This is a genomic window from Legionella lytica (genome assembly GCF_023921225.1).
Taxonomy (GTDB): Bacteria; Pseudomonadota; Gammaproteobacteria; order Legionellales; family Legionellaceae; genus Legionella; species Legionella lytica.
In genome coordinates, this window is record NZ_CP071527.1 from 2,984,271 (window position 1) to 3,009,822 (window position 25,552).

Genomic DNA, 25,552 nt, shown 5'->3' on the forward strand with positions numbered 1-25,552 from the left:
AAAGGTATAGTGCTCCTGTTTATTTATTAAGTAAAGGCCGTGAGTCCTTGACTTTATTCAAGCGAACAGTGTTATACTTAAACTAACCCGGTGGGGAGTGATTTTCGAACCAATGCTAACAGCATGGGAGACATCCTGCAGTCGGTGTTGTGCATGCCCACCTTGTAGTGGGAAGCCTGAGCCGATTCAATCGTCACCCACTTGAACCTCAGGGTTCAAAATCCATGCCTATCGGGCTACCTTTATACCTTCATACACGCGCTTGGCTTGATGCCATGCTCTTCATAAGACCGCTGCACAAAGTTCTTAAAAAAAGTATCCGCAGACACACCACAACGATTAAATAAATACTTTTTCGGTAAGGTGTGAGCGTAATCGTCCCCAATATTAACAACTGATGCTTCCATTTTGCGGTTTCGCGCCTTTTCCTTTGCCTCGTGCTTCGTCTTTTTTAACTTATTTAAAGTGTTTGCATCAATCAGCTCTTCATCTTCCCATTGACGAAGTTGTGAATCAATATCCCCCTTTATCTGCCTACGCTCCTCTCTTAAACCAAGATGCAAGGAACTTTCATGTGGTATAGCCAAATCATCTAGGGTTTCTGCAGTACGCGTAGCTCTAGAAGTACGTACCAGCATGTAATCCCGAAATTCCTCAGGAATATCCTGAAACAGTTCTGAAATAGAGACATACCATGCCGAATTGAAAATGATAAGCGCACAGAGAAAACCGAGTACTCCCCCCAGAATAGGTATGCTTTCAACATGACTCAAAACAAGTTTTAGACTTGAAGCGAAAGAACGGTCATTAAACAAATTAACTTTCTGACCCTGCTGATGAAAATACCAAGCAACACAGGTAGCAATGCCGCCGCCAATCGATAAGCCATTTAAAGTAATATTCTCGGGAGAAACACCCTGATCTAATAATCGTTGAACCTGAGCAATGCCATCGATAATTAAATGACACATAAACTGAAGTTGGCCTTGGCTTCGACCAACATTGCGATAGTTAAAACCAATAACATTCGTTTGCAAATCACGCGCATTGTCTTGCATCTCAATTAGCGATTGCTCATAAACTTTAAAATTGCAATTAAAGTTTATGATAAAGGTTTGATGTTGAGGCTCAAGTTCTTGTTGCGCTCTATGCCTTATTTCCAAAGTATCGAGTTGTGCCTCATCAAAGGTTACTATTGTATGGTGTTCATGCCGTAATACGTCATCATCGAATTGACTCGCCTCATTAATGAATAGGGCGCTAAAGTCTCCAGCTTGCGATGGTAGCGCATAGCGGCCTAAAAAAGAGTCCATCCAACCTGGAGCAGCCGTGAAATTAAATAGAGGATTATGCTCATGGGAGGAAGGTAATTTGCTGGGTTCTGGGGCATTATAAAGCACGATACAAACCTAAATCATATAGAGATAAGACCGCGATTATTCCTATTTTATATACCAGTTGTCAAACTTTAGTTCACTTGAACTGTAGCCGGGATGGAGACGCCGCCGCAATCCGGGAGCGAAGCATGATTCGAAAACCGAACCCAGATTACGGCGGCGCCTCCATCTCTCTTAAGTTGCATCGCCCTTAATCAATTGCTCTTTCAATAAAAGATACTGATCCCGAACCTTAGCCGCAGCCTCAAACTCCATATTTTTAGCATGCACATACATTTGCTTTTCTAAAGTATTTATATGTTTTACCAACTCTTGAGTAGACCAATGTAAATACTCAGGAGTCGGCTCAGCCACAGCCTCCTTGCGTTTACCAACATAGGCACCTTCCATAATATCGGTGATGGATTTATTAATCCCTTTAGGAGTAATCCCGTGTGCTTCGTTAAATGCCTTTTGTTTGTCACGACGCCGGCTCGTCTCATCCAAAGCGCGTTGCATGGAACCAGTAATCTTATCTGCATAAAGAATTGCACGTCCATTCACATTACGTGCCGCACGACCAATGGTTTGGATTAGGGAGCGATCCGAACGTAAAAAGCCCTCTTTATCCGCATCCAGAATGGCAACCAATGCCACCTCAGGCATATCCAAGCCCTCACGCAATAAGTTAATTCCCACCAAAACATCAAAAACACCTAAGCGTAAATCACGAATGATTTCCATACGCTCTACCGTGTCGATATCTGCATGCAAATAACGAACTTTTATCCCATGCTCGTTTAAATAGTCGGTCAAATCCTCGGCCATACGCTTCGTCAAGGTCGTTACTAATACCCGTGCCCCTTGCTGGATGACTTGACGTGCTTCGGACATTAAATCATCGACCTGAGTACGTACCGGCCGAATTTCTACCTCTGGGTCAATTAATCCAGTAGGACGTACCACCTGCTCGGCCACATTATCAGAGTTCTCTTTTTCATAAGATCCAGGAGTTGCCGAAATATAAATCGTTTGTGGTGAACGTCCTTCAAATTCTTCAAAACGTAAGGGACGGTTATCCAGCGCTGAAGGCAGGCGGAAACCATATTGCACTAAAGTTTCTTTGCGAGAACGATCCCCACGATACATCCCACCAATTTGCGGTACGGTTACGTGGGATTCATCAATAACCAACAATGCCTCTGCAGGCAAATAATCAAACAAGGTTGGCGGTGGTTCTCCGGCATTACGCCCCGATAAATAACGCGAATAGTTTTCAATCCCCGAACAATAACCCAATTCCAACATCATCTCGACATCAAAACAGGTGCGTTGTTCCAAGCGCTGCGCTTCCACCAATTTATTTTGTGCATTGTATTCCGCCAAGCGCTCTTGCAATTCGTCTTTTACCCAATCCACCGTTTGTAAAATACGCTCTCGCGGAGTCACGTAGTGGGTTTTAGGGAATATAGTAACCCGAGGTAATCGTTGAATAACCTCACCGGTCAAAGGATCAAATTGGGCAATATTTTCAACTTCATCGTCAAATAATTCAACGCGGATGGCAATCCGTTCCGAATCTGCCGGAAAAATATCAATTACATCGCCATGCACCCTAAATTGCCCCCGCTCTAGGGCCATATTCGTACGAGTATATTGCATTTCGGCAAGACGTTTTAAAATTTTACGTTGTTCAGATTGTTCTCCACGGGAAAGATGTAATACCATACGCAGATAAGAATCAGGGTCGCCCAAACCATATATTGCCGACACCGTAGCAACAATAATTGCATCTTTACGCTCAATTAGCGCTTTCGTCGCTGAAAGCCGCATTTGCTCGATGTGCTCATTAATGGACGAGTCTTTTTCTATAAACGTGTCAGAAGAAGGCACGTAGGCTTCAGGCTGGTAATAATCGTAGTAGGAAACAAAATACTCTACTGCATTATCAGGAAAATAGGCTTTAAACTCGCCATAAAGCTGTGCGGCCAAAGTTTTATTAGGCGCCATAATTAAGGTAGGACGTCGCATCGCCTGAATGACATGGGCAATGGTAAATGTTTTACCCGAGCCAGTAACCCCCAGGAGGGTTTGCTTGGCCAAACCGGATTTTAAGCCGTCAATTAACGAGGCAATCGCTGTGGGCTGATCACCTGCAGGCTGATAATTGGCATAAATTTTGAACAAATCTTTCATACGTATAAGTATATCTCATAGGAGTAATAAATGGATATCGTATTAGCAAATCGCGTGCAAAAAGTGAAGCCATCACCAACGTTAGCTGTAGCAGCTAAGGCTACTCAATTACGCGCACAAGGACATGATGTGATTAACTTAGGCACTGGTGAGCCTGATTTTGACACACCCACGTACATTAAGGAAGCCGCGATCAATGCGATTAACCAAGGGTTTACCAAATATACTGCGGTAGATGGTATTCCTGAATTAAAAGAAGCCATTAAAAACAAATTCAAAAAAGATAATGGCCTAGACTACCAATTAAATCAGATTTTAGTTTCCGTTGGTGGCAAGCAAAGTTGCTACAACCTTTGCCAGGCTTTATTAAATCCAGGCGATGAAGTAATCATTCCAGCCCCTTATTGGGTTTCCTATCCCGATATGGTGCTATTAGCTGATGGTGTGCCAGTAATTATCTCGACTACACCTGCGCAACGTTACAAAATTAATGCGCAGCAATTAGAAGAGGCGATTACGCCAAAGACCCGTTTATTGTTCTTAAACAGCCCATCCAATCCGTCTGGAGTAGCCTATACTTTAGATGAATTTAAAGCATTGGCAGAAGTACTGAAAAAACATCCACAAATTATCATTGCGACTGATGATATGTATGAACATATTATTTGGAGCCAATCCTTTGTAAATATCCTAAACGCCTGCCCTGAATTGTATGAGCGCACCGTAGTGTTAAATGGCGTATCCAAAGCTTATGCAATGACGGGCTGGCGCATCGGCTACGCAGCAGGTCCTCTCCCCTTAATGAATGCAATGAAAACCATTCAATCACAATCCACCTCAAACCCCTGCTCTATTGCGCAACGTGCCGCTGTAGCAGCCTTAAATGGTAGCAATGAAACTGTTTTATCTATGGTTGAAGCCTTCCGTCAACGACATGACTATGTTGCAGACCGCTTACAAAAGATTCCTGGGGTTGAGGTAATTCCCGCCGATGGCACTTTCTACATTTTTCCAAGCGTACAAGAAGTCATCAACAAACGCGGCTACGCCAATGATCTGGAGTTTTCCGAGAAATTATTAACCGAAGTAGGCGTTGCCTTAGTACCTGGTTCTGCATTTGGAAACGAAGGCTGCATCCGCCTCTCATTTGCAACCAGTATGGAAATACTCAAAGACGCGTTAGATAGACTAGAACGTTTTTGCAAATAATCTCTATAGGTTAACACTGAGCATCACGAAGCCCAACATCGGTGTAAAATTGAAGCCGGTGGTTGGGCTTCGTTGTACTCAGCATCAACCCACCATCACACAAAAAAACCTTAAATAGGGCCTTTGATTGCAAACAACTAGAGCATCCCCGCTTGCTCCCCCTCTGCAAAAGAACGATTTTTTTCCTTTTTGAAAAACAAAAAACCAAAAATAAAAATATCCATAAATTTATTACAATATATGCTTGACCAATGCACAGAATCGTTTTAAGATTCGCACATATTCCCCGGTAGCTCAGTCGGTAGAGCGGATGACTGTTAATCATTAGGTCACAAGTTCGAGTCTTGTCCGGGGAGCCATATCAAATAGTTACAATTTTTCACTGAAGAAATCCCATATAAACGTAAATTTTAGGAATGCAGCGGAGATCTTTAGGCAGAGCAATTCTAGTTTTTCCAATATTCTATTTAACAGCAAATTTTAGTCAAAATGGTACATTACATCGAAGGAAAGGTGAAAATGCATAAGCGAATTAAGACTAAGCTGATTTCTTTGGTAGAGTTTTTTCTTTGTATGTGGATTCTCTGCGGCTCTTTTCTAATGCTGCTTTTAAATCAGCAGTATACAGTTTTCCCCACCCTCTACACTTTCTTCAACCAAAAACCAACATTCCAAATCGTCTATACGTTTATGTATTCACTTTTGTTTAAAACAAACATTTGGGGAGGCTAAGGTTGCTATGCTGTCGTTGCTCATTGCGTTATGGTATGCCTTAACAAACCTTTTATTGGGATTAGCCTGTCTGAGATTTTGTTCACCTGCCAGCATTAACAATCGAGCAATTTATTCAACTTCCTTTATGCTTGGTCAGGTCATTTTTGTTAATTTATGGTTGATTCTGGGTTTGACATCTCATTTCAAAATTAACTTAATCATGGGTTTATCTGCATTTATTTTTATAACCAGCCTTTATTTTACTAAAGATTGTTATAGACCATTAATACATACCCTACAAAATAGATATCAGAACATTGTTAGGCTTCGCTTGTTTTGGAAAATAATGCTTATTGCCCTACTTTGTGTATTGTGTCTTCTGGGTATGGCTTCTGTATCATATCCGCCAATTGGAGATGCTGAAGCTTTTTATATGGTTTTACCTAAGCTCATGGCTGCCACGCACCGGCTAAAACCAGTAAATAATTACTATGCTTTTTCACAAATTGGGCTTTTTGGAGAGTTGCATCACGCAGCCTTAATGGCGATGAATAGTGAGCAAGCCGCAAAATTTTTTGTCTGGCTCACAGGCTTTGCTGTCATAGGTTTTATTTTATCTCTTTGTACTGAGGCCGGAGTTCGAGCAAGAGGAAAAATTATTGCATTGATCCTATTAATGACCTCTACTACTTATACGGCCTATCTTTATGATGGTAAAGTAGATATTTTTGCCACGGCTTTAGGGCTAGCTGCTTGTTATTGGGCCCTTCAAACGAATAAAAACTCTGGGTTGCTGCCTTATATTTTAACGGGATTATTCGCGGGACTAGCTTGTATAGCTAAATTTTCTTACATACCGATGATGTTAACTGCTGTCTTTTTAATTGTCCTCTGGAATCATTGGAAGTCTTTGTTCCAACTAAAAACATTACGTTCTGTTGCAATACTAGGAGCTGTATTTTTGGTAGCTATGCTACCTCATTTTATTAAAAATGCTATTTTATTTAATGAGCCCTTCGCCCCTTTTTATTTCTTTAAATCAGCAGGAAGTAATTGGACAGATCAGATTTGGTATACTCCTGAGACGATACGTTATATTTTACTGACTTATCCCTTTGCTCTTACTTTTGGAAAATATTCTCTTCTAGGAGGAAATCTTTCACCGTTGGTTCTCTTATTTATTCCGCTGTTTCTTCTAGCCAAGAAAGAACAATGGAAATTAACAGAACCACTGGTCCAGATGATAGTGGTATCAATCAGCTGCTTGGTGATTTGGATGATTTGTAGACCCTCTGTACTTTGCCCGAGATGTATTTTACCTACATTACTACTCTTCATTCCGGTTTCTTCCTGGTGCGCCGAGAAGGTAATTCTTACGAAGAATTATAATTCATTAAAAATAGCTATTTTTTTCAGTCTCATTATAGCGCTATACACCTGTCTACCTGCTGGAGTTTTGCCAGTTCAAACTCTCGCAGCAAAATTCTCTGACTGTTTAAAAAGCAATTTTCATGATGCTAAATGTTCCAAAGTATATCCCCCTGAGAGCGAGTTACAAGAACTTGCAACGGGCATACAACATGTCAATCAAATTGCAAAGAAAGGAGATCGAGTTTTTGTGATGGGGTGGTATACCTACCATTTGCGTGAAGATTTATTACAATGCATTAACGGTGCAGGCAGAAAAGACTCGACGGTTTACTCTGCTGAGAATAAACGCTGGATTCATTTATTCGAAAATGGTTTTAAATTTCTCGTAGTTCAAGATAACAAGACGTTTGAAGTAGGCGAAATTCCTCCTTGGTTGACAATAAATGAAGTGTACAAAGATCAGAGAACAAAGGTATACGCTATTCTCGCCAAAGATTCTTTACATAAACCTAAATACTCTAGCCGCCTGAAAAATCATGCCCCAGAATGGGAGATAGTCCCATTAACTTAAAAAAAATACTGCCGTTATCTGGTTTTGTTTTAGCCCCATTATTTTTGTTCTATACCTGTTGGCATATGGATTGGAACGAATTTATCTCCATTTTAAAGAATATCGAGACTAAATGGGCCCTGGCAATGATGTTTGCTCTTTTGGCTTCTATGTTTTTAAGAAGCTTACGTTGGCAAATCATTGCAGCCTTACCATGGAGCGATACAGGCAATGTTTGGAAAGCTTCTTGTGCAGGCTATTTTGGCTCGGCCGTTTATCCAGCGAAGGCTGGCGAAGTTTTAAAAATTGTCCGCATACAACAGCTTACGGGTATAAGAGGCGGAGAAGCCGTTGTAAGCGCGTTATTTGATAGAATGATTGATGCGGCAACTCTTTTTCTCTTACTTGTAATTATGGTGGGCACAAAAAGTGGGTATTTTAATATATCACCTACCACAGAAATTGCCGTCTCCGGTTTCGCTGTACTCGTTACAGGGGGAATTCTTTACTGCATAGGTGGCCACCGCTTGGAAGTATTTTTCCAATGGATTGCATCTAAAAACAAAGTGGGCAATTGGCTATGTAAGATGTATCAAGAATTTTTAGTAGGCATGCAATTATTAAAATTAAAGCGCTTTATAGTGCCGTGCCTAATACTCCAAATTATAATCACATTTTTGGATGTTTTTGCTTGTTGGCTTCTTTTTTACGCTCTTGGGTGGACGGAGCTACCTATCATTGCAGCAGTGACCGTGTTGGTTTACTTGGCCGCCGTTTTTTGCGTCCCAGCGACCCCAGGATACATCGGAGTTTATCAAATCGCGGCTATATTTGCTTTGGCTAGTTTTGGCATTAATAAATCAGAAGCAGTAGTCTATGGCACCGTATTTCAAATCATCGCTTTTCTTCTAGCTGTAGGAGTAGAGATGGAGAGAAAACTTAATCAATTTTTACTTAAATTTTTTTAAAGAAGGGATTGTAATGAAAGAACAATTAGCTGTATTTGGAGGAACGCCCGTGCGCGAAACATTGCTTCCTTACGCGCGTCAATCCATAGATGAAGCAGATAAGGAAGCCGTAAACACGGTCTTAAACGGAGATTGGCTGACAACAGGCCCTATGGTAAAAAAATTTGAGGAGACTGTTTGCACGTATACAGGTGCAAAAGAAGCTATTGCAGTTAACACGGGAACTGCCGCACTACATGCGGCTGTTTCTGCCGCAAACATTGGCCCAGGAGATGAGGTGATTGTTCCTGCAATCTCTTTCGTAGCCACCTCTAACTGCGTTTTATATAGTGGTGCCACTCCTGTTTTTGCTGATCTATCCCCTGACACTCTAAATATCGATCCAATTGATGTTGAAAGAAAAATTACATCAAAAACTAAAGCCATTATTGCTGTAGATTTTGCCGGTCATCCCTGTGATCATGATAGCCTGCGTGCCATTGCTCAAAAACATAATCTATTAATCATAGAGGATGCCGCTCATTCACTTGGAGCCGTATATAAAAATCAAAAAGTAGGAAGTCTACAAGATATGACCATCCTTAGTTTCCATCCAGTCAAACATATCACGACTGGAGAGGGAGGCATGGTTTTGACGCAAGATCCCTTGCTTGCTAAAGGCATGCGGTCCTTTCGTCATCATGGTATAGATTTAGAGATCCATAACCGTAACTCCAACCAGTCTTGGAAATATGATGTGGTTAGCCTGGGATATAATTACAGAATTCCTGATATTAATTGCGCATTAGGTGTTAGTCAGATACAAAAATTGGATCAGTGGCTAGAACGCCGACGTTTTATTGCAACTGTTTATCAAGAGGCACTCGGTGACCTCACTGCATTGGAGCTACCATTCGAACGACAAGATTGCCAATCAGCCTGGCATCTTTTTGTAATCCGCCTGCGCCTTGAGCAATTACAGGCAAGCAGAGAGGAAATTTTTACCGCATTACGCGCCGAAGGCATAGGTGTTAATGTTCATTATATTCCTATTCCTTGGATGAGCTATTATACGCAGTTAGGATATAAGAAAGGCAATTGGCCGGTAGCTGAAGCAGAATATGAAAGAATAATAAGCCTCCCCATATTCCCTGCGATGAGTAATCAAGATATGGAGGATACTATCCAAGCAGTAAGAAAAGTACTCTCAGCTTACCAAGTGGCTTAGTATTTTATTATGATGGAATTACCTATTAAAATGCGCTGTGCCAATGAGGCAGATTGTTCTGACTTATTGTGCTGGCGTAATGATCCACTGACCAGAATGATGTCGCGCAATCAAGACCTAATAGAGCCTACTGTACATGAGAAATGGTATCAACGGGTGTTAGCTGATTCTAAATCTCTTTTGCTAATTGGTGAGTTATCAAGCCAATCGATAGGGATGGTGCGCTTTGATGGTTTGCAGGCAACAAAGTCCTGGGAAGTGAGTATCATGTTAGCACCAGCGCATAGAAACAAGGGGCTCAGTAAGCATCTATTACACGCAGCTATATACCACCTTCGCCTATTAAAGAATGAACAATTATTCAAAGAAAATGAATTAATTAATTTAATCGCAGAAATAAAACCGGATAATGCGGCAAGTAAAAAATTATTTGAAAATACGGGATTTAAATACATTTCAGAAAACACTGATATGCTTAAATATTTTTATTCAATAGCACCTTTAAATTAAGAGAAAATGATTTATGGATGAAATTAGCCCTCAACGGGTAGATAAGTATTTTAAAAATATCAAGTTTTTGTTTAAGGGGTTTTTAGGATACCTTGCATATGTTGCTGTTATTCCGCCCTGGCTTCCTGCGTGGATTCATAAGAGACGGGGAGTTAATATAGACAAATATCGCACAGTTTACATTGCACCTAATGTTCTTATTGACACCACGTTTCCAGAGCATGTCTACATAGAGGATAATGTGTACATTACTCGTGGAGCCAAAGTGATATCACATACAAGTTTCTCTCCACCCACTCAACTTGAAACAGGTGTGGAATATACCGTGGGAGATGTTGTGATCGAATATGGTGCCTATATAGGAGTAAATGCGATAGTGCTGCCTAGCGTACGAATTGGTCGTTGTGCTATTGTTGGAGCCGGAGCGGTAGTCACAAAAGATGTACCTCCTTACGCCATCGTTGGCGGAAATCCTGCGCGTCAGATAGGCGATGTACGCGACATCAAAAACAAAAACAAAGGAGATTCTCGTGAATAAAAATAATGTTCTGATCATTATTCCAGCTTATAACGAGGAAGAAAATTTAATCTCTCTTTTACAGGAAATACAGCTGTTAGGATATGATATAGTCGTTATTGACGATGCATCTCGTGATAGAACAGCGCAGGTTGCCAGGCAACAAGGTGTTAAAGTACTTTCCTTGTCAGCTAATCTTGGTATTGGTGGCGCGGTACAAACGGGCTTTAAATACGCCAGCAGGAACGGTTACAATATCGTTGTGCAAATAGATGGAGATGGCCAGCATAATCCAGCGTGGATAGCGTCCGTTATCAAGCCAATTTGCGATAACCAAGCAGATTGCGTGATTGGTTCTCGCTATGTTCCTAATTATCAAGATAAAGCCTATAAAACCTCTCTGCCAAGACGTATTGGCATGTATTTTTCAACCAGCATATTATACCTCGCCACAAGACTCTACATTTCTGATACCACTTCTGGTTTCCGTGCATTGAATCGCGAAGCCTTTGAGTATTTTGCAAAATTTTATCCAGTAGATCATCCGGAGGCAGAAGCTCTATTTATGCTACAGCGTAAAGGCTTTAGAATACTCGAAATACCTATCACCATGCGAGGACGTGTGCACGGCCAATCTCTATTTAATTTTACCAAGGCATTTTTGTACCCGTTTCGTGTTCTCATTGGTTTTATGGGACTTTTTCTAAAAACGAAAAATGATTTTTAAATAAAGAGGTTTCTATGACAGCAGGTTTATTAGGTTTAAGTTTAATTTTCTTCGTTTTTATATATACAGTTTCGCTGATCCGTTCGGGCAAGCTCAGTGCTCATATGGCGATAAGCTGGATAATTGTTGAAGTGGCTTTTTTAATCATTATGATAAGTGATAACCTACGTGGCACCATTCGCAGTTTCCTGGGAGAGCAAAATGCACCCTATAGCCTGTTTTTACTGGGGGCTATTGGAATGGTATTCCTCATGCTTGAAAGTCTTACCATCATCTCATCTCTTACTTCAAAACTTAAGCAAATTAATCAAGACCTAGCACTAGCGACAGAGAGAATAGAGTGCCTTGAAAAACAACGAGACTCGACACCCTAACTTCGAGAAGGCTCATCAGGATATAAATAGTAGGCCCTATTGCTACTGTTAGTTTTCAGATTATTAAATGTTTGTAGAAAGAAGTAGTTATGAAATTTTACATTGTCGTTGCGCCCATAAATCTCTTTGAGGAAGATAAAGGACCGATAGAAAAATGGCTCCCATCGTCGTTATTTTATGTTATTACTCCTTATCCTAAAATGAAACCAAGAGAAATTAATGCAAATTTAATGGAAGAACATTTAAGAGCAGCTCGTTGCTGGGAGCGCCGACGCTTTGACTCTCTCGAGGATGCAACAGTATATGCAAGACAAGTTTTTTGCAAAGATCATGAAGCGGTACCCATTTACTATTGTTCTATTCCGGTTGATCCACCATCCCTTGTAACGAATAAACCTAATGCATTACCCTTAAACACTGTTTTTCTTAGTTTTGATGAAATTGCAGTTGATAAGGTGCAACTGCACAATTATAAAAATGGATATCATTTAGACATTGATTTTGATTCAAACTCAACCTTCGGGTATCACAAATAATTAAGCAAGCATCGATTGGGCCCAGGGCCTGAGGTATCGACTCGTTTTAATTAAGAGGAGCATGTATTATACTCCTCTAAAATTATCTCCCAATGAGTCTCAACGTTTATTTTTTTCCTAATCAGTTGGCATCCCAGATAAAAGAAAGACAAGACCCTCCGATGTTTATAAGAGTTTGCTTGAAAATCATAATGTAATTTTAATTTCTCCGCGGAAGCCCCCGTAATCAGGCAATGAGGCTAGCAATGGCCGCGAGTAGTAACCAAACTGTATATCGTTCTGGTTTGAAGGTGATGTTGTTATCGAAGCTAAAGCCATAGCGAGTCGACTTAGTATCTCTAAAGTTTTCTTCAATGGTCATTCTTCGTGTGTATTTAATGCGAGCGAGATTAGGGTGCTCTTTAACTTCCTCTAAAGAGGTCACAAGGAACCAAGGTTCTCTCCATGAGGCACTGTATTTCCTAGAGTCCTTGCCTTGAGCAGGTTTTTTCGTTTTGGTCATTTGATAACGCCCTTTAGGCGTTCCTTTGTAAAGGACCACATGATGAAGGAGGACATTGGTTTTCGCGATAGCCCAAAATCCTAAGTAACGTGCTTTATTCGTGGCCTGGGAGAACACCGTTTTAATCGCATAAAATCCACCTCCTGCATCATACTGAGTGATTCCTCGTACACGTCCTACATAATCCCACCCCATAGCTAATACCGATTTAAACCACGGGTTTTTAAATCCGGCATCAGTAATAAGGCAGGGCTTGCTTTCTGGAGGCAATACCGATTTTAGATTGTTTAAGAAATTGCGATGGATGTGCGGATTGTTTTCTTTCGATTTAGGATGAATTTCTTCATAAAGAGTAATACCTCGACCTGGTGCAGGAAATACCGCGCGCAGTAGGCACTGCTCTTTACCCTCACAATAATATTGGCTATTTGGAATACTTGACCAATCCACAACTATATCAGGAGTTGCGGTATGTTTAAGAACTCGACTACATATACTTCGATAAATTAGGAGCGATTCACGCTGATAAAACTGATTACTTAGAAAACGGTCTATTAAACGAATACCGGAGCGCTCTTTCGCTTGCCCATTCAAACATCGGCCTAATTGACTTAATTGAAGCTTCTTACTCTTTATTACACCGTTTACTATCGTAATTAAGCTTTTTAATCGTGTTTTATGAATTGATGAAGAGAATAGTTCATGTAAAATAGTGCTTACTTGCATCGTATGGCCTCAATGAGGCTTTGGTCGGAATCAATGAGATCACGTTATACGATGCAAGTCCAGATTTTTAAAAACGAGTCGATACCTCAGGTTCCAACCCCTTTGATTCTTGGTTTGTGTGACGCTTTGCCATCCGGGGCAGGTTTCAACCAGCCAGCTTGTAATAGAACTCTTGTCACTGTGCGTTGATCAAAGCCTTTGCACAGTTCGTTTTTGTAGGCTTCAGTTAACACCATGTAAATTCGAAAGCCTTCGGCATCTATTTGATAAAATCCTGCTCGGTTGAGAATCTTATCGTTGTTAAGTGAGTTGGCATTATCAAAACGGCTGGCACCATGAGATTCAAAGAACACACGCACCTGCGCCATGATGGTGCGATCTTCGCGCTGACCATCACCCCCAAAAGCCTCCTGCCATGCAAGGAAACAAACCTTTGCTGCATGAAATGCCTCGCCTTTTTGCCATCCCGTCAGACCAAATTGACTGGCCAATTCTCCGGCAGCAGCAACCAGTACAAAGCGTCTGGCAACACGGATTATCTGACCCGTTGCATCGGGTTGAATGACTGCATCAACAAAGGTTTGAATGGTGTCGGTAATATATCGACTGATTGATTGCCGGCTGGCAACTACTTGACTCAGCCACGCTAGACCGATTGCGCCATGATATCGGCTGCTGTATTTCTTTAGTGATAAGGCCATGCTGGCTGGGCTTAGTTGAGCATGAATTATTTCAACGATCCCCATTCCACAACCTGCATCCACCTCAATATCAGCAAGCCTGATTTCCTGACCTGCGTTAATGCGCTGTCCTGATTTTGCCATGAGTGCTGTCAAAGACTCTTCACCAGCAGATAAGAAAAATAGCGACCATCGAGATGATTGCCTGACAGTGCCAGTTCGAGAGGCGCGTTTTTTTCCCTGGCCATTAGCCAGTAAATAAGCCGCCTCCCCTGCGTCTCTGGGAGCCATTTGACTAGGTTCATCAAGAATGAGCAAGCCATCATTGTGTAATGCAGCCAAGCCTTCAAGCCCATTGTTGGTGCTGCGCCATAAACGACAATAAGATTGTGGGTTTCCCCAAACAGAGGCAGCCAGACTCAATGCAGTGCTTTTCCTTGATGAAGATGCACCTCTGAAATGAAAACCGCCTGAGTCTTCACCCACAATCTTTGTCAGTACAGGTGCAAGAGCTACAGATATGGCAAATACCAGTCTTGAGTTGCCTGATGCCAGCCGACCTATTGAATCTCGCCATTCTTCAACACTCCCCTTAGCGGACGTTGCCGGTTCAATGGCATTGGTATTCTGGAAGACAATTTTCTTTGTTGATTGCCCGATACATTGGGTATGCTGTCATTCCTGTGAATAGAAAAAAAACCATGTTTCAGTTTCTTCATCATATAAACAGCGTATTTTATTTTCTTCAAAAACAGCTGGACTAATATCCATAAAATTTCTCCTGATAATTTTTATTATTAGGGTGGAGGCAATTTGCCCCCCTTTATTTGATCAATTTATTGTCACTCTTAGTTAGGAGCATTTTTTTTATGAAATCGGCACTACATTTTCTTGCAATAAATCTTCAACAAAATCCGCCCATTGATCCGATGCCTCTTTACGTTGCGATTGCATTTCATTTTTATTATACGTTGCCATAATGCGTGGCATTTTATGTCCCAGACATTTTTCAATAACTACAGGCTCAACTGTCACCGGTTCCGATTCTTGATCATTGATACACTTCGTAGTAAATAAGTTTCAGCCAACGTTGACTCTATTCATTAATGTTCCGATTTACCAACATTTTTAATGAAATGTGTCTTGATATAGAAACAAATAATTTCTCAAACAAAGGCGCGTGATTGACCAAGATCAAGGAGAAAAAAATGAATGTACAACCAATCATGATCTGCTGAGAAATTGTTTCATGCAAAAATATCACCCCCATGATAACTCCTGTTATTGTCATAAGGTAGGTAATCATTGACGCAAAAACTGCACCTGCATTTTGAATTAACGAACAATAGAGATACAAACAAAATCCTGATCCAATAACTCCTAACCATAACAAAGCGATTATTTGAGGTATATCCTGTGGCATTCCCCAGTAATTCAGTGAAGATTCCGTTGCACATTTAAACAGGAGCATGGTCATTGCAGAAACGAGTGCCGATACTGCTGATACAAGTATTGGATCTTTAGTACGGGCATAATATTTGAAATAATTAGCAGTAATACCGTATGAAATGGTTGTTGCTAAAAGAGCCATAAGTTCAACAGCCGAACCTTGATAAATACTCACGTCTGAATTAATAATAATGATTCCAATAAATCCAAGCACAATACTCAATAGATTCAATACACCTAATTTTTGTTTCGAAGAAAAAAACACCATACCCAATATTAAAGTACACAGTGGTGTAAGCCCATTAATCACAGAGGCTAATGAACTGGATACGGTGTTTACTGCAAAGGTGGTCAGATAAAATGGCAGCGTCATGTTGAATGTCCCAACTATTATTCCATCCAGAATCAACCCGCGAATATTATCCGTTTTTAATTTAAGTAGTTTCGCCAGGAGAAAGAGAGAGGCGGCACCAATGGCCATTCGATACAAAACAATTTCCGTTGGAGTTAAAGACACCAGTAATATTTTCATTAAATAGAGTGAAATACCCCATCCTAATGTTCCAAGAAACAAAAAACTAAATACATTTGCCATGATCGATACCTAATAATGTTTTTAACTGAATAAGTAACTGCGGGAATGACGAAAATCCTGCCGCTTCGTTGAGATGCCCACCTTGAGAAATGATAATTTTTCTGGCCTGTAGATTGTTTGCAATAAAGTCAAAGTTACTCTTTGATACATAAGGATCGTTAGACCCATGGTAACAAAAAAACTGTTTGGATTTATTGACTATCGAATGCCAATCAAACGAATGTTCAAAAAAACTCTCATTAATTTTATCGAATTTCTGTATTCCGACAGTTCCTATAAATGAACCAGCTAAAATGGTGTTCGATACAGACTGTTTGGCTTGCTCAAGCCACCTCAATAAGAATGCTGCGCCCAAGCTATGGCCGATTAAAATCGTATCAGGCGTAATCATTGGTGATACGGTAGAATTAAATACGTAAAGCCAGTTCTTTAATTCTTGGCCATTTGGCGTAGGCAGTTGTGGAACAAGACATTCAATACCTAGACTCTCTAATTCAGTCTTCATCCAGTTGAACCAATTTTCAAATGGATGACCATAGGCGCCATGAACAATGATAACATTAGATTGAGACACTCGATTCTCCCTTTTATTAGTTAAAATGAATGTCAGAATCAATATCATGAAGCATTTTAGAGAGCTTATTATAATCATCACTTTTAGCAATGACATGCCCCAAGCGACGTAAGGGTTTAGGAAACTCAGGAATTGCTTTATTCGCTTTATAGTAAATAGCAATATCTTCAATAGCCTGCAACTTCGCGGCATCCACACCTGTTACTGTTGTAAACATATCCGTATGCGGACGATAAAAAAAACGAATACCCGCATAATTATTTTTCATTTCACTCAAGGGCAGTTTTATACCCAGATAGGCCGCGTAAACATAATCAAAATAATTAATATCACGAGATAAACAAAGCAAATCGCCAATCTTATCACCTGCTAAACGGGCTGCAATTTCCATAAGGACTGGTTCCCCATCACGTCGTAATCGCACTTCAGCATGAAAGGGGCAATGGTCCGCACCAAGGACTTTTATCACCTGATCAATGTAACTTTGAATTTTTGTATGCAGCGGCTGTTCAATAGGTGCATTAACAATATGCCCTATTTCGATGAACTCAGATTGATCTGAAACAAATTTTTCTGTAGTACTAAAATGAACAACAACACCATTCTGTACTATTCCTTCCAAGCTGTATTCTTTGCCATCAATATACTCTTCTAATAGTAAAGAATTTGATAGTTTATGCCCCCAAAGAACATCATTGCCATTTAATATCCGGCTAGCCGCTTCGAGCAATTCTTTTTTATTTTTAACTTTCTTAACATGAACGCTTCCTGCGGCATCAATAGGCTTACAGATGGCCGGAAACCCAATATAATCTATGGCTTCATTAATATCATCCGGAGAAGTTACTAAGTAAGACCGTGGACTACTCAAACCCGCTTTATTTAAAGCAGTACGCATGAGGTCTTTTCTTCTAAGATTCAATACGTGCTTACAATCAATCCCAGGTACGTTCAATAAGGTACTGATCTTTGAAGCAATAGGAACAAAATATTCAAAACCAGGAATGACCGCATCTATAGACATATGCTGCTGTAATGTGTCGGAAAGCTCCAATACACTATTATTATTTGCAGTATCTATATTGATACTCAGTGCAACCTGATTTAAAAGCTCATCAGGTACCACTCTAAAATCACTGTTAGCTGTTAAAACAATAATATTATACTTTTTTTCAAGCCCTCTCTTTAGCAATGAAATAACAGCACCATAAGGCTCGATAAAAAGAATTGTTTTCTGGGTCAAGTCAAAATTTTTATATCTTTGTACGATTAATTTAACGAATTCTGGTGGTGTCGTGTAGTTAATTAAGTGAGTACTCATTTGTAATTTCCTTATATTATTTTTTACGCAATACATAAACGGGTTCGAACTGACAATACTCATGTTCATGTGGATAAAATAGTTCCTCAATGTGGAAATAGTGATTGAGCAAACGCTCAAATGCATCTTGGGGAGGGCAATAAAACTTGCTATTACATCGTCCAAATGTACCTACAAAATCAAAACTTGGCTTGAATTGATCCAGCTGATTGATTCCTAGCTGTTCAATAGTATTTTGCCACCCCATAGCATAGGAATTAGTGTCATAGCAGATAAAATTTAATCTACTGGCCAAGTCATATTGAGTTCTAATCATTTCCTCTTCATACTCACGTCTCACATCATCTATTGTATTCGTTATGAAGCATTCCGCAGGTTTCACTAACAAATGACAAATGAATAAACCATCACGCTTAAGAACACGATGAGCATTAGATAAGAACAAGTCAAATTGAGTCCACTCCACCATATTAATCGCGTCATCACCAATGAGGAGATCACATGAATCATCAGCAACACCCTCTAAATTAAGCCAATTGGTTACAATGAGCTCCTCATTTGCAGCAATAGGTGTCGCTGCGTTTGTTAAGTAGCCCATGGCATGAACGATTAACTCAGACTGATCCGTTAAGGTGACCTTTAAATTTGATTTCTGAAAGAGTGATCTGATTTCTGGTGTCCCACCATAAATTAAAAAAGATCCCTCATTAGAGTTAGATTGAATTAGCTCTTTATAATAAGCACAGGTACTAGGTAAAGGCCGCACCGTGTATCCTGCATATTTTTTCCATTCTTCTGCAATTACTTTTTCATTTGAATCAAGCATGTAACTCATCATCCACCTCACGCAGCTTTTTTCATGAGTAAGCTATTTAATAACTGATCATAATATTTTTTAGTCGAATCCAGTCGCATATAAAAACCCAACCAAAAATCCGGTGTTTTATAAGGTTTACGTGCTAACTCTGGTATGACGACATGATTAAGCCAGCCACTGGCATGTTCAACATCTACTAATTCATGTTCCGTGTAATAGGAATGATCGATATTATGAGAACTAAATATTCTCTTAATGCCTTTTATTAATTTGTTATAATGAGGAGGATCAAGCATCTCTGTTGCCGCAAGCATCCCAAAGTACTTGGTTTTATTAAAAGGATAAATAGAAAAGTAATTGAATAAATTAATTCCGGCCACGCCTTCCCAGGACATGTTCTCTAAAATTTGTTTTCGATCATAAGTTATCCCCAAATCATTCAAAAAATTTTGAAATAATACGGTATGAAACTTTTCAATACGACCTTGACCTGCTTCATCCCAAAGATTTGACATAATTTCGACCTTTGCTTGATCAGAAACTCCTATCACTGCCAATGCGAGATAATCAAAAAACTCCAAATTCATAATGGATTCGCTATAGGCAAATTGTTTGAGTTTCTCAAGGCTGGCATCATGCATTAAATAATCAAAGATAGGATGATTAAATACCTCATGTTTTTGTAACATGTCTCGAACAAGAGATTCATTTTTTACATCAACATTACAATCATAATGCGTTAAAAAATGATTCTTTTCACTTGCTATCCATGAAGACTCACATTTTTTAAATTCATGAAATAGTTTATTGTCTATCGGTTTTTTCCCAAATAATATTTGGTGATAGATTTCATTCATAAACAGGTGTATTTTTTTTAATTCATTTCCATTGTAATATTGGAAATTTTTTTCTTTTGGGGCTGCTATATAATATTCATTTTTTAACCTGTTCATAATTACTCCTTAATTCAACTAACAGTATTTAAATTTATTGTTTTGGATAGTTAATTCATGACGTTATCGCAGCATTCACACGGATTTTTTAATCTAAAATGTGATTTGATCTTGGTGTATTTGTTGTACCCTAGCCGTGCAATAAGATTGAGTTTGTTTATATCAATACGCTTATCTTGAGTTAAAATATTTGGATCAAGATGAATTCCTACAACTTCGCCAAGTACTATTCGATTAATTAAATGAGCATTATTTGACGTTGGTAATTGTATTGATTGATGATAAATACACTCTAAACTAATGGGCGACTCCTTAACTCGATGTGTTTGAATCAACTCTCCTGGCAAATGAGCCACTTCAGCCATATCAAATTCATTAATTCCGCGTGAAAAACCAATCGAAGTGATATTCATTGCTTCTCTACTGTTATAACTGACTAAATTCACAGTAAACTCTTTCGTTGTTTCCACATTTTTTAAGGTATCTTTAGCCCCACCACTCTGATGAGCTCCCGTTGTGGCAAACATAATCATTGGAGGATCTTCACAGACAATATTAAAATAGCTAAATGGTGATAAATTATGGTTGCCATCAATATCTTTCGAGCTAATCCAAGCGATGGGTCTTGGAATAACACAGGCTTTAAATAGTCCTTTAGGTAATTTTTTTGATGTGTTTAAAAACATAATGATCCGTCCTCAAATCCCATTTGTAATTTGTTATTTTTATTTGTCATCATCCAACTCCTTATTATTTACATCAATCCAAATACAATCTTAAATAATAATCGATCATTTAAGTTGCTATTAATTGTAACTTAAAATTACATAAATACAACTTAAAATAAATAAATCTTATTTGTTGTATAATTTATGGTTTATTGCTGACATGAAACTTTAAATGTATACTCACTAGCACCTATTTGCTGGAGATTAATTTTGGAGAGAGAACATTTTGTTCATGGTTTTGCGCGCAGGTTAACAATGCTCATGAAACAAGCCAATTTAATTTCATCTGCATCTAAGGCTGGCGTAAAAATTAGTGTCCTTGCAGAAGTTTGTGGGTGTTCACATCAGATGGCTCGGCGCTATGTATTAGGTGAAGCATTACCTGAAATAGATGTGACTTATAAGATAGCCAAATGGCTCAAAGTATCGCCAGGATGGTTGTTGTTTGGCGAAGATACAGAAGTTCCCAATAACATTAATCAAAATAATTTAATTCAGATTGAACCTGATTTATTTGAATATATTTTGACAAAAAGTAGTATGCTGTTTGAGCTGACCAAAGATACGAAGGAATTAGTACACTTTATTATGGATAGTGTGAACGACGCGACTCATATTAAGGCAGATAAAAAAGAGCTGATGAAAATCATCGATATTTCTGTAAGCTCTGCTATGCGTTTTAATGGAATTAAAAATGATAGAAAAACTAAAGTTAGTTAATAACAGCCAAGAGAACGAATACTCTATTACTCTGCATCCAGAGGTAACTGATATTCTATTCAAGCACAGACGTCATGTAAAAAATACCTTTTTGCAAATCAAAGGGCATTATGAAATTGCTTACTTTGGGATAAATATTATTAATCCGTCAAACGAGCTTGTTTCATTTTCATCAATGCCACATATTGAATACAATCTGATTAAAGAGCGATTATGGAAGTATGATCCTTGGTTTTTTTCAAAAACACTCCATAAGAATACATTGTTCTGGTGGGATGATATCAGTCTCGATACTCTATTTGCAGAGCAAATAAAGCAGATAAAATTGACCAGTAATCATTTTAGCGCTGGAATGACTTTGTGCAGAGAGATTAATGGTTTTTGTTTTCTATATTCTTATGCAACAGGATCAACTAAAAAAGATCTACACGAATACTATGCATCACAGATTTTTGGGTTAATTGATATTGGCGATTATTTCTGTAACTCTGTTTTGGATATATATTCGGAGTATTGCGGTAACCATTCATTACCTCAATTAAACCAATTAAATTCAAAGGCGACAGAGCTTAATACACGATCTATTCTTAAACTTATAGTGAATAATTCTTAATCGTAGGTGACTCTATGGATTCATATACAGTAATACAATTAGGCAATCCTTTGCTTAGAATGCTCTCGGAACCAATTACAAACGATCTTTTTGGTTCTGAAGAATTAAAAAATATGGAATCAATTCTTTTTAAAACCTTGGATGAAAAAAAAGGATTAGGGCTTGCTGCTCCTCAAATTGGTATTAACAAACGTATTATTATATTTGGGATGAAACAGCATCCAATACATACACATCTTGCTCCTATTCCATTCACGACTTTGCTTAATCCTTCATTTGAGCCACTGTCTGATATTATGGAAGAAGAATATGAAGGGTGTTTAAGTGTTGGGCAATTGCGAGGTAAAGTTCCTCGTTATAAATCGATAGGCTATCGTGGCTACGACATAGAAGGGAATTTAATCGAAAGAGAGGTATCTGACCTACACGCTCGTGTAGTACAACATGAATTGGATCATTTAGATGGGGTAATCTTTTTGGATAAAGTTACTGATTATGGCTCCCTAGGTTTTCATGAGGAATTAATCCGCTCTGGAGCATTGCCTTCCAAAAAGACTGATTAATTAATGGTTATTGTATCCAAAAAAACTATTATTGGTGGTGCTATTGGCAATGCCCTTGAAATGTATGATTATGTTATGTGGGGGCTATTCTCTGTTTATCTTTCTAAAGAGTTTCTTCCTCCTCAGTCTAAATTGTCAGATATTTTCTTTTTATTTCTAATTACATACATCTTACGTCCTATTGGTGGTTTGGTAGGAGGTATACTTGCAGATCAAGTGGGTAGGAAGAATATACTGACACTCAGTATTTTTTTAATGGGGATTTGTACCAGTATTGTTGGCATTTTACCTTCATATGGGAGTATAGGCGTTATTTCAGTTTTTCTTTTATTATTTATACGCCTCATTCAAGTTTTTGCAGTCGGAAGTGAATACATTAGTTCTATAGCTTTACTCATAGAGAGTTGTGACAAGAATAAACGAGGTTTTTTTGGTTCATGGGCTGCATTTGGCGTCAATGCAGGGGTATTAGCTTCTTCATTATTTGGGTCATTAATCCTATATCTCATAGATATAAAAGCGCTTCCCGATTGGGGATGGAGACTGGCGTTTATACTAGCATTAGTTACGATGCTCATAGGCTTTTGGATCAGAAACTCTCTGCCAGAAAGCCTTGAGTTTATTACTGAGAATGCTCGAAAAGAGAAAAAAACATTTTTTGAAGTACTGCACGAAGCTTTAAATGTCTTTAAATCGCAATCGTTTGATACTCTGCTTGTTTTTTCTTTAGTGTGTTTTGGTGTTTCTACAACTATATTGATATTTGTTTATGCACCAATACATATGACCACGGTAAATCATATACATGATACACAATCCTTCACAATTAATTCATCAAGTTTGGCATTGCTGACTCTGCTAATCCCCTTATTCGGCTTTATATCTGATTATTTTGGACGAACAAAACTGATTCTTATGGGAAGTGTAACTCTTATATTATTAAGCTTGCCCTATTTTAACCTGCTCTCCTCAGGAACTTTTTATCAAGTTCTATTAGCGCATACGTTAATGGCTATTCCTTGTGCTAGCCTTTTTGCAGTTACTCCAGTGTTAATTACGGAGATATTTCCTTTATCAATCAGGTGCTCTATCACTAATTTAATCTACTCTCTCGCTGCCTGTATTGGGGGCGGAATCACGCCATTAATCGCATTCAGATTGGAACACTATATCAACTATTTTCCTGGCTTAATTCTCATGATTTTAGGGACAATCAATATTCTGTTGCTTCAAATCTATATGAAAAGAAATAATCAACTACCATCTACTTTAATACTTGTTAAAGAATAAAGCGGTTTTTTGTTTGCGCAGTAAAGCAAGATATTTTTCTATACTTATCTCGTTCATAAATTCCCTACTATTTTTATATTAATACAAGTCTCTCCACTGCTGTGTGAATTTCTTCAGCTCTTTGAACTAAATGGCTGAGCAATAGAGAAGGCTCACAACTGTAGCGATACCTATCAAACTCTTTTGAAACAACATTGTCTTATCTGCTCGATGAGCGGTAAGGGCAATTGCTATGATAATGCGGTGATGGAAAGCTTCTATCACACATTGAAAACTGAATTGATTTATGGAGAGAAAATTAAAACCAGAGCAGAAACTCAATTACTTGTATTCGATTACATTGAGGTGTTTTATAATCGACAGCGACTACATTCTACTCTAGATTTTATCAGACCCCAGATGAATTTCAGTTAGCGGCATAAAGTTGGTGCCCGAATTTTCGAGGCAAGATCAGTTTTTATTAACTTTTGGAAAAAATTATATCGCTCATAGTGGGGAAAAAGCAGAACTTTATTGTGATGAATATGATCATCAATTTGAAAAGAGAATAGAAACCCATGCCTATCATGATTATTATTACATTAATGCAAATATTTTATCTCTTTTAACGCATCTTCCTTTTTTAAAAGCTAAAAAGAAACCTTTACTTATCAATGAAGCAATTTTAAATCCAAGTACAACTTCATCATTACAAAAATTATTAGCTCAGCACGATATTGATTATGTTATTGCCTCTGAATCTGATATTGGAAAGAAATTGGATGACGAATGTGCATCAGTACTAATAATAGATGATGCACTCGCTCATGAGCAATTTTTACAAACACTAAATCAAATCATACCATCCAATATAAAAGTAACACTGATTACGGACGCAGGTTTTCGCACACCTTGGTTTAGGCAAGTCATCGGTTATGGATGGGATGTTATTGGTCGTATCTATGATGGGTTTAGCTTTCAAAGAGAGGGAGAGAAAAACTGGTTTAGTCTAAAAGAGATTGATTTTGGTGGCAGGGGTAAAGCGCGTTTATTAGGTAAGGGGAAGATTAGAAAGAAAACAAAGCGTGTATCGGGGTACGTATATACTTATAAAGAAAAGCTTTCAGAACAACCTCATAAAAAAATCGCTACCCTACCCACGAAAGGCAACATAGCCACTCTTATCGAAATGGTTGGATTATATTCAGTACTATTGAAAAAAGCCCCCTTGCTCTCGTAAAGTATTATAAGAAAAGAATGCAAATTGAGCAGAATTTCAAAGACATCAAAAATCGAGAATCAGGTCTTGGGCTTAGGCAAAATAGATCCCAAACAAAAGAGCGAATGACGATGTTATGGTTTCTTGCCTGCCTCATTATCATTATCTCTTGGTGGGTAGGATTAATGGTGGAAACCACCAACAGACACAGAGGTTATCAAGCAAACACAGTCAAAAATAAACGGGTACGTTCCTTTATTCATCTTGCGAGAATGGTGTATCGGCATGAGCCTGAATTGTTAGATTGGATAAAGTTTACAGAAATCATTGCTCGCGTAAAAAACACATACCATACCTTCATTGAATTGGGTATGGTATGTTGAGTGAGCAAATATATGTCAGGATCACTGAGCGCGTAGCTTTATGGGGAAAATAACTTCTGAAGCCTATCACTTGGAGTGAAGTTAAACTATTTCGTTTAATTTGATGTAATATTTCACGTATTTCTTTTTTGAATTTTTTAACATCCGTTGTGGAATAGCCATACTTAAGTTCGTTTTTATTGCCT

The 25,552-nt window shown here is 38.7% G+C and carries 23 protein-coding genes, 1 tRNA gene, 1 other RNA gene and 4 pseudogenes; 18 read left to right on the plus strand and 11 right to left on the minus strand.

Going from position 1 to position 25,552, the window contains the following annotated elements; all coding sequences use genetic code 11:
• The first annotated feature begins 81 nt into the window (after positions 1–81).
• Positions 82–242: non-coding RNA, 6S RNA (gene ssrS / locus J2N86_RS13130), on the plus strand.
• On the opposite strand, the gene J2N86_RS13135 is transcribed toward ssrS, so the two are convergent.
• Positions 243–1,400, minus strand: coding sequence for an alpha/beta hydrolase family protein (locus tag J2N86_RS13135; RefSeq protein WP_252579912.1), 1,158 nt, complete (start codon positions 1,398–1,400; stop codon positions 243–245). It abuts the RNA gene before it with no gap.
• 171 nt (positions 1,401–1,571) lie between these two features.
• Entirely contained in the window at positions 1,572–3,572 is a 2,001-nt protein-coding gene (uvrB, locus tag J2N86_RS13140; protein ID WP_252579913.1) for an excinuclease ABC subunit UvrB, read from the minus strand.
• 30 nt (positions 3,573–3,602) lie between these two features.
• Between uvrB and J2N86_RS13145 the strand changes: the two genes are divergently transcribed.
• The 10 genes and pseudogenes from J2N86_RS13145 to J2N86_RS13190 all read left to right on the plus strand — a co-directional run bounded on the left by J2N86_RS13145 (position 3,603) and on the right by J2N86_RS13190 (position 12,255).
• Complete coding sequence (locus J2N86_RS13145) at positions 3,603–4,781, plus strand: pyridoxal phosphate-dependent aminotransferase (protein WP_252579914.1); 1,179 nt, start codon at positions 3,603–3,605, stop codon at positions 4,779–4,781.
• A gap of 283 nt (positions 4,782–5,064) precedes the next feature.
• Positions 5,065–5,140: transfer RNA gene (locus J2N86_RS13150), tRNA-Asn, on the plus strand.
• 380 nt (positions 5,141–5,520) lie between these two features.
• Positions 5,521–7,437: an ArnT family glycosyltransferase gene (locus J2N86_RS13155; protein WP_252579915.1), complete on the plus strand. Its 1,917-nt coding sequence runs from the start codon at positions 5,521–5,523 to the stop codon at positions 7,435–7,437.
• 65 nt (positions 7,438–7,502) lie between these two features.
• Positions 7,503–8,384 carry a lysylphosphatidylglycerol synthase transmembrane domain-containing protein gene (locus J2N86_RS13160; RefSeq protein WP_252582456.1) on the plus strand — a complete coding sequence of 294 codons (882 nt, stop codon included), beginning with the start codon at positions 7,503–7,505 and terminating at the stop codon, positions 8,382–8,384.
• Positions 8,385–8,397: 13 nt separating this feature from the next.
• Positions 8,398–9,591: a UDP-4-amino-4,6-dideoxy-N-acetyl-beta-L-altrosamine transaminase gene (pseC, locus tag J2N86_RS13165; protein ID WP_252579916.1), complete on the plus strand. Its 1,194-nt coding sequence runs from the start codon at positions 8,398–8,400 to the stop codon at positions 9,589–9,591.
• A 9-nt stretch (positions 9,592–9,600) separates the two neighbouring features.
• Complete coding sequence (locus tag J2N86_RS13170) at positions 9,601–10,101, plus strand: GNAT family N-acetyltransferase (RefSeq protein WP_252579917.1); 501 nt, start codon at positions 9,601–9,603, stop codon at positions 10,099–10,101.
• 328 nt (positions 10,102–10,429) lie between these two features.
• A pseudogene (locus J2N86_RS16355) lies at positions 10,430–10,582 on the plus strand (CatB-related O-acetyltransferase); the annotation flags it as partial.
• 49 nt (positions 10,583–10,631) lie between these two features.
• Positions 10,632–11,345: a glycosyltransferase family 2 protein gene (locus J2N86_RS13180; RefSeq protein ID WP_252579918.1), complete on the plus strand. Its 714-nt coding sequence runs from the start codon at positions 10,632–10,634 to the stop codon at positions 11,343–11,345.
• Positions 11,346–11,359: 14 nt separating this feature from the next.
• A complete protein-coding gene (locus J2N86_RS13185) occupies positions 11,360–11,719 on the plus strand; it encodes a DUF2304 domain-containing protein (protein WP_252579919.1) in 360 nt (119 codons plus the stop codon).
• Between the two features lie 89 nt (positions 11,720–11,808).
• The gene (locus tag J2N86_RS13190) at positions 11,809–12,255 is read left to right on the plus strand and encodes a hypothetical protein (protein ID WP_252579920.1); all 447 of its coding nucleotides are present in this window, start codon (positions 11,809–11,811) and stop codon (positions 12,253–12,255) included.
• A gap of 226 nt (positions 12,256–12,481) precedes the next feature.
• On the opposite strand, the gene J2N86_RS13195 is transcribed toward J2N86_RS13190, so the two are convergent.
• The 9 genes and pseudogenes from J2N86_RS13195 to J2N86_RS13235 form a co-directional block, all read right to left on the minus strand.
• Complete coding sequence (locus J2N86_RS13195; RefSeq protein ID WP_252579921.1) at positions 12,482–13,483, minus strand: IS4 family transposase; 1,002 nt, start codon at positions 13,481–13,483, stop codon at positions 12,482–12,484.
• Positions 13,484–13,569: 86 nt separating this feature from the next.
• Positions 13,570–14,832, minus strand: a pseudogene (locus J2N86_RS13200) (DUF927 domain-containing protein); the annotation flags it as partial.
• Between the two features lie 198 nt (positions 14,833–15,030).
• A pseudogene (locus J2N86_RS13205) lies at positions 15,031–15,213 on the minus strand (site-specific integrase); the annotation flags it as partial.
• Positions 15,214–15,259: 46 nt separating this feature from the next.
• The gene (locus tag J2N86_RS13210; protein ID WP_252579922.1) at positions 15,260–16,207 is read right to left on the minus strand and encodes a DMT family transporter; all 948 of its coding nucleotides are present in this window, start codon (positions 16,205–16,207) and stop codon (positions 15,260–15,262) included.
• Positions 16,191–16,781 (minus strand): RBBP9/YdeN family alpha/beta hydrolase, encoded by a 591-nt coding sequence (locus J2N86_RS13215; RefSeq protein ID WP_252579923.1) that lies wholly within the window; start codon positions 16,779–16,781, stop codon positions 16,191–16,193. The genes J2N86_RS13210 and J2N86_RS13215 overlap by 17 nt, the downstream gene beginning before the upstream one ends.
• Before the next feature lie 16 nt (positions 16,782–16,797).
• Complete coding sequence (locus J2N86_RS13220; RefSeq protein ID WP_252579924.1) at positions 16,798–18,102, minus strand: ATP-grasp domain-containing protein; 1,305 nt, start codon at positions 18,100–18,102, stop codon at positions 16,798–16,800.
• Positions 18,103–18,118: 16 nt separating this feature from the next.
• Positions 18,119–18,937 (minus strand): class I SAM-dependent methyltransferase, encoded by an 819-nt coding sequence (locus tag J2N86_RS13225; RefSeq protein ID WP_322790923.1) that lies wholly within the window; start codon positions 18,935–18,937, stop codon positions 18,119–18,121.
• A gap of 8 nt (positions 18,938–18,945) precedes the next feature.
• On the minus strand, positions 18,946–19,872 hold the full coding sequence (locus tag J2N86_RS13230; protein ID WP_252579927.1) for an iron-containing redox enzyme family protein: 927 nt from the start codon (positions 19,870–19,872) through the stop codon (positions 18,946–18,948).
• A 50-nt stretch (positions 19,873–19,922) separates the two neighbouring features.
• Positions 19,923–20,558 carry a flavin reductase family protein gene (locus tag J2N86_RS13235; RefSeq protein ID WP_252579928.1) on the minus strand — a complete coding sequence of 212 codons (636 nt, stop codon included), beginning with the start codon at positions 20,556–20,558 and terminating at the stop codon, positions 19,923–19,925.
• A 303-nt stretch (positions 20,559–20,861) separates the two neighbouring features.
• On the opposite strand from J2N86_RS13235, the gene J2N86_RS13240 reads away from it, so the two are divergent.
• The 7 genes and pseudogenes from J2N86_RS13240 (at position 20,862) to J2N86_RS13270 (ending at position 25,367) form a co-directional block, all read left to right on the plus strand.
• The gene (locus tag J2N86_RS13240; RefSeq protein ID WP_252579929.1) at positions 20,862–21,320 is read left to right on the plus strand and encodes a helix-turn-helix domain-containing protein; all 459 of its coding nucleotides are present in this window, start codon (positions 20,862–20,864) and stop codon (positions 21,318–21,320) included.
• Positions 21,295–21,933: a hypothetical protein gene (locus tag J2N86_RS13245; protein WP_252579930.1), complete on the plus strand. Its 639-nt coding sequence runs from the start codon at positions 21,295–21,297 to the stop codon at positions 21,931–21,933. Before J2N86_RS13240 ends, J2N86_RS13245 begins: the two co-directional genes overlap by 26 nt.
• Before the next feature lie 14 nt (positions 21,934–21,947).
• Complete coding sequence (def, locus tag J2N86_RS13250; RefSeq protein ID WP_252579931.1) at positions 21,948–22,496, plus strand: peptide deformylase; 549 nt, start codon at positions 21,948–21,950, stop codon at positions 22,494–22,496.
• 3 nt (positions 22,497–22,499) lie between these two features.
• The gene (locus tag J2N86_RS13255; RefSeq protein WP_252579933.1) at positions 22,500–23,786 is read left to right on the plus strand and encodes an MFS transporter; all 1,287 of its coding nucleotides are present in this window, start codon (positions 22,500–22,502) and stop codon (positions 23,784–23,786) included.
• A 162-nt stretch (positions 23,787–23,948) separates the two neighbouring features.
• Positions 23,949–24,200, plus strand: a pseudogene (locus J2N86_RS13260) (IS3 family transposase); the annotation flags it as partial.
• 13 nt (positions 24,201–24,213) lie between these two features.
• Positions 24,214–25,005: a transposase gene (locus J2N86_RS13265; protein WP_252579935.1), complete on the plus strand. Its 792-nt coding sequence runs from the start codon at positions 24,214–24,216 to the stop codon at positions 25,003–25,005.
• A gap of 17 nt (positions 25,006–25,022) precedes the next feature.
• A complete protein-coding gene (locus tag J2N86_RS13270) occupies positions 25,023–25,367 on the plus strand; it encodes a hypothetical protein (protein ID WP_407658960.1) in 345 nt (114 codons plus the stop codon).
• Positions 25,368–25,552: the final 185 nt, after the last annotated feature.

Bases quoted from the DNA above. Each gene is read 5' to 3' on its own strand.
- uvrB (WP_252579913.1), bottom strand. From the start codon at position 3,572: ATGAAAGATTTGTTCAAAATTTATGCCAATTATCAGCCTGCAGGTGAT.
- J2N86_RS13145 (WP_252579914.1), top strand. From the start codon at position 3,603: ATGGATATCGTATTAGCAAATCGCGTGCAAAAAGTGAAGCCATCACCA.
- J2N86_RS13155 (WP_252579915.1), top strand. From the start codon at position 5,521: ATGCTGTCGTTGCTCATTGCGTTATGGTATGCCTTAACAAACCTTTTA.
- J2N86_RS13160 (WP_252582456.1), top strand. From the start codon at position 7,503: ATGGATTGGAACGAATTTATCTCCATTTTAAAGAATATCGAGACTAAA.
- pseC (WP_252579916.1), top strand. From the start codon at position 8,398: ATGAAAGAACAATTAGCTGTATTTGGAGGAACGCCCGTGCGCGAAACA.
- J2N86_RS13170 (WP_252579917.1), top strand. From the start codon at position 9,601: ATGATGGAATTACCTATTAAAATGCGCTGTGCCAATGAGGCAGATTGT.
- J2N86_RS13185 (WP_252579919.1), top strand. From the start codon at position 11,360: ATGACAGCAGGTTTATTAGGTTTAAGTTTAATTTTCTTCGTTTTTATA.
- J2N86_RS13190 (WP_252579920.1), top strand. From the start codon at position 11,809: ATGAAATTTTACATTGTCGTTGCGCCCATAAATCTCTTTGAGGAAGAT.
- J2N86_RS13195 (WP_252579921.1), bottom strand. From the start codon at position 13,483: ATGCAAGTAAGCACTATTTTACATGAACTATTCTCTTCATCAATTCAT.
- J2N86_RS13210 (WP_252579922.1), bottom strand. From the start codon at position 16,207: ATGGCAAATGTATTTAGTTTTTTGTTTCTTGGAACATTAGGATGGGGT.
- J2N86_RS13220 (WP_252579924.1), bottom strand. From the start codon at position 18,102: ATGAGTACTCACTTAATTAACTACACGACACCACCAGAATTCGTTAAA.
- J2N86_RS13225 (WP_322790923.1), bottom strand. From the start codon at position 18,937: ATGAGTTACATGCTTGATTCAAATGAAAAAGTAATTGCAGAAGAATGG.
- J2N86_RS13230 (WP_252579927.1), bottom strand. From the start codon at position 19,872: ATGAACAGGTTAAAAAATGAATATTATATAGCAGCCCCAAAAGAAAAA.
- J2N86_RS13235 (WP_252579928.1), bottom strand. From the start codon at position 20,558: ATGTTTTTAAACACATCAAAAAAATTACCTAAAGGACTATTTAAAGCC.
- J2N86_RS13240 (WP_252579929.1), top strand. From the start codon at position 20,862: ATGAAACAAGCCAATTTAATTTCATCTGCATCTAAGGCTGGCGTAAAA.
- J2N86_RS13245 (WP_252579930.1), top strand. From the start codon at position 21,295: ATGATAGAAAAACTAAAGTTAGTTAATAACAGCCAAGAGAACGAATAC.
- def (WP_252579931.1), top strand. From the start codon at position 21,948: ATGGATTCATATACAGTAATACAATTAGGCAATCCTTTGCTTAGAATG.
- J2N86_RS13255 (WP_252579933.1), top strand. From the start codon at position 22,500: ATGGTTATTGTATCCAAAAAAACTATTATTGGTGGTGCTATTGGCAAT.
- J2N86_RS13270 (WP_407658960.1), top strand. From the start codon at position 25,023: ATGCAAATTGAGCAGAATTTCAAAGACATCAAAAATCGAGAATCAGGT.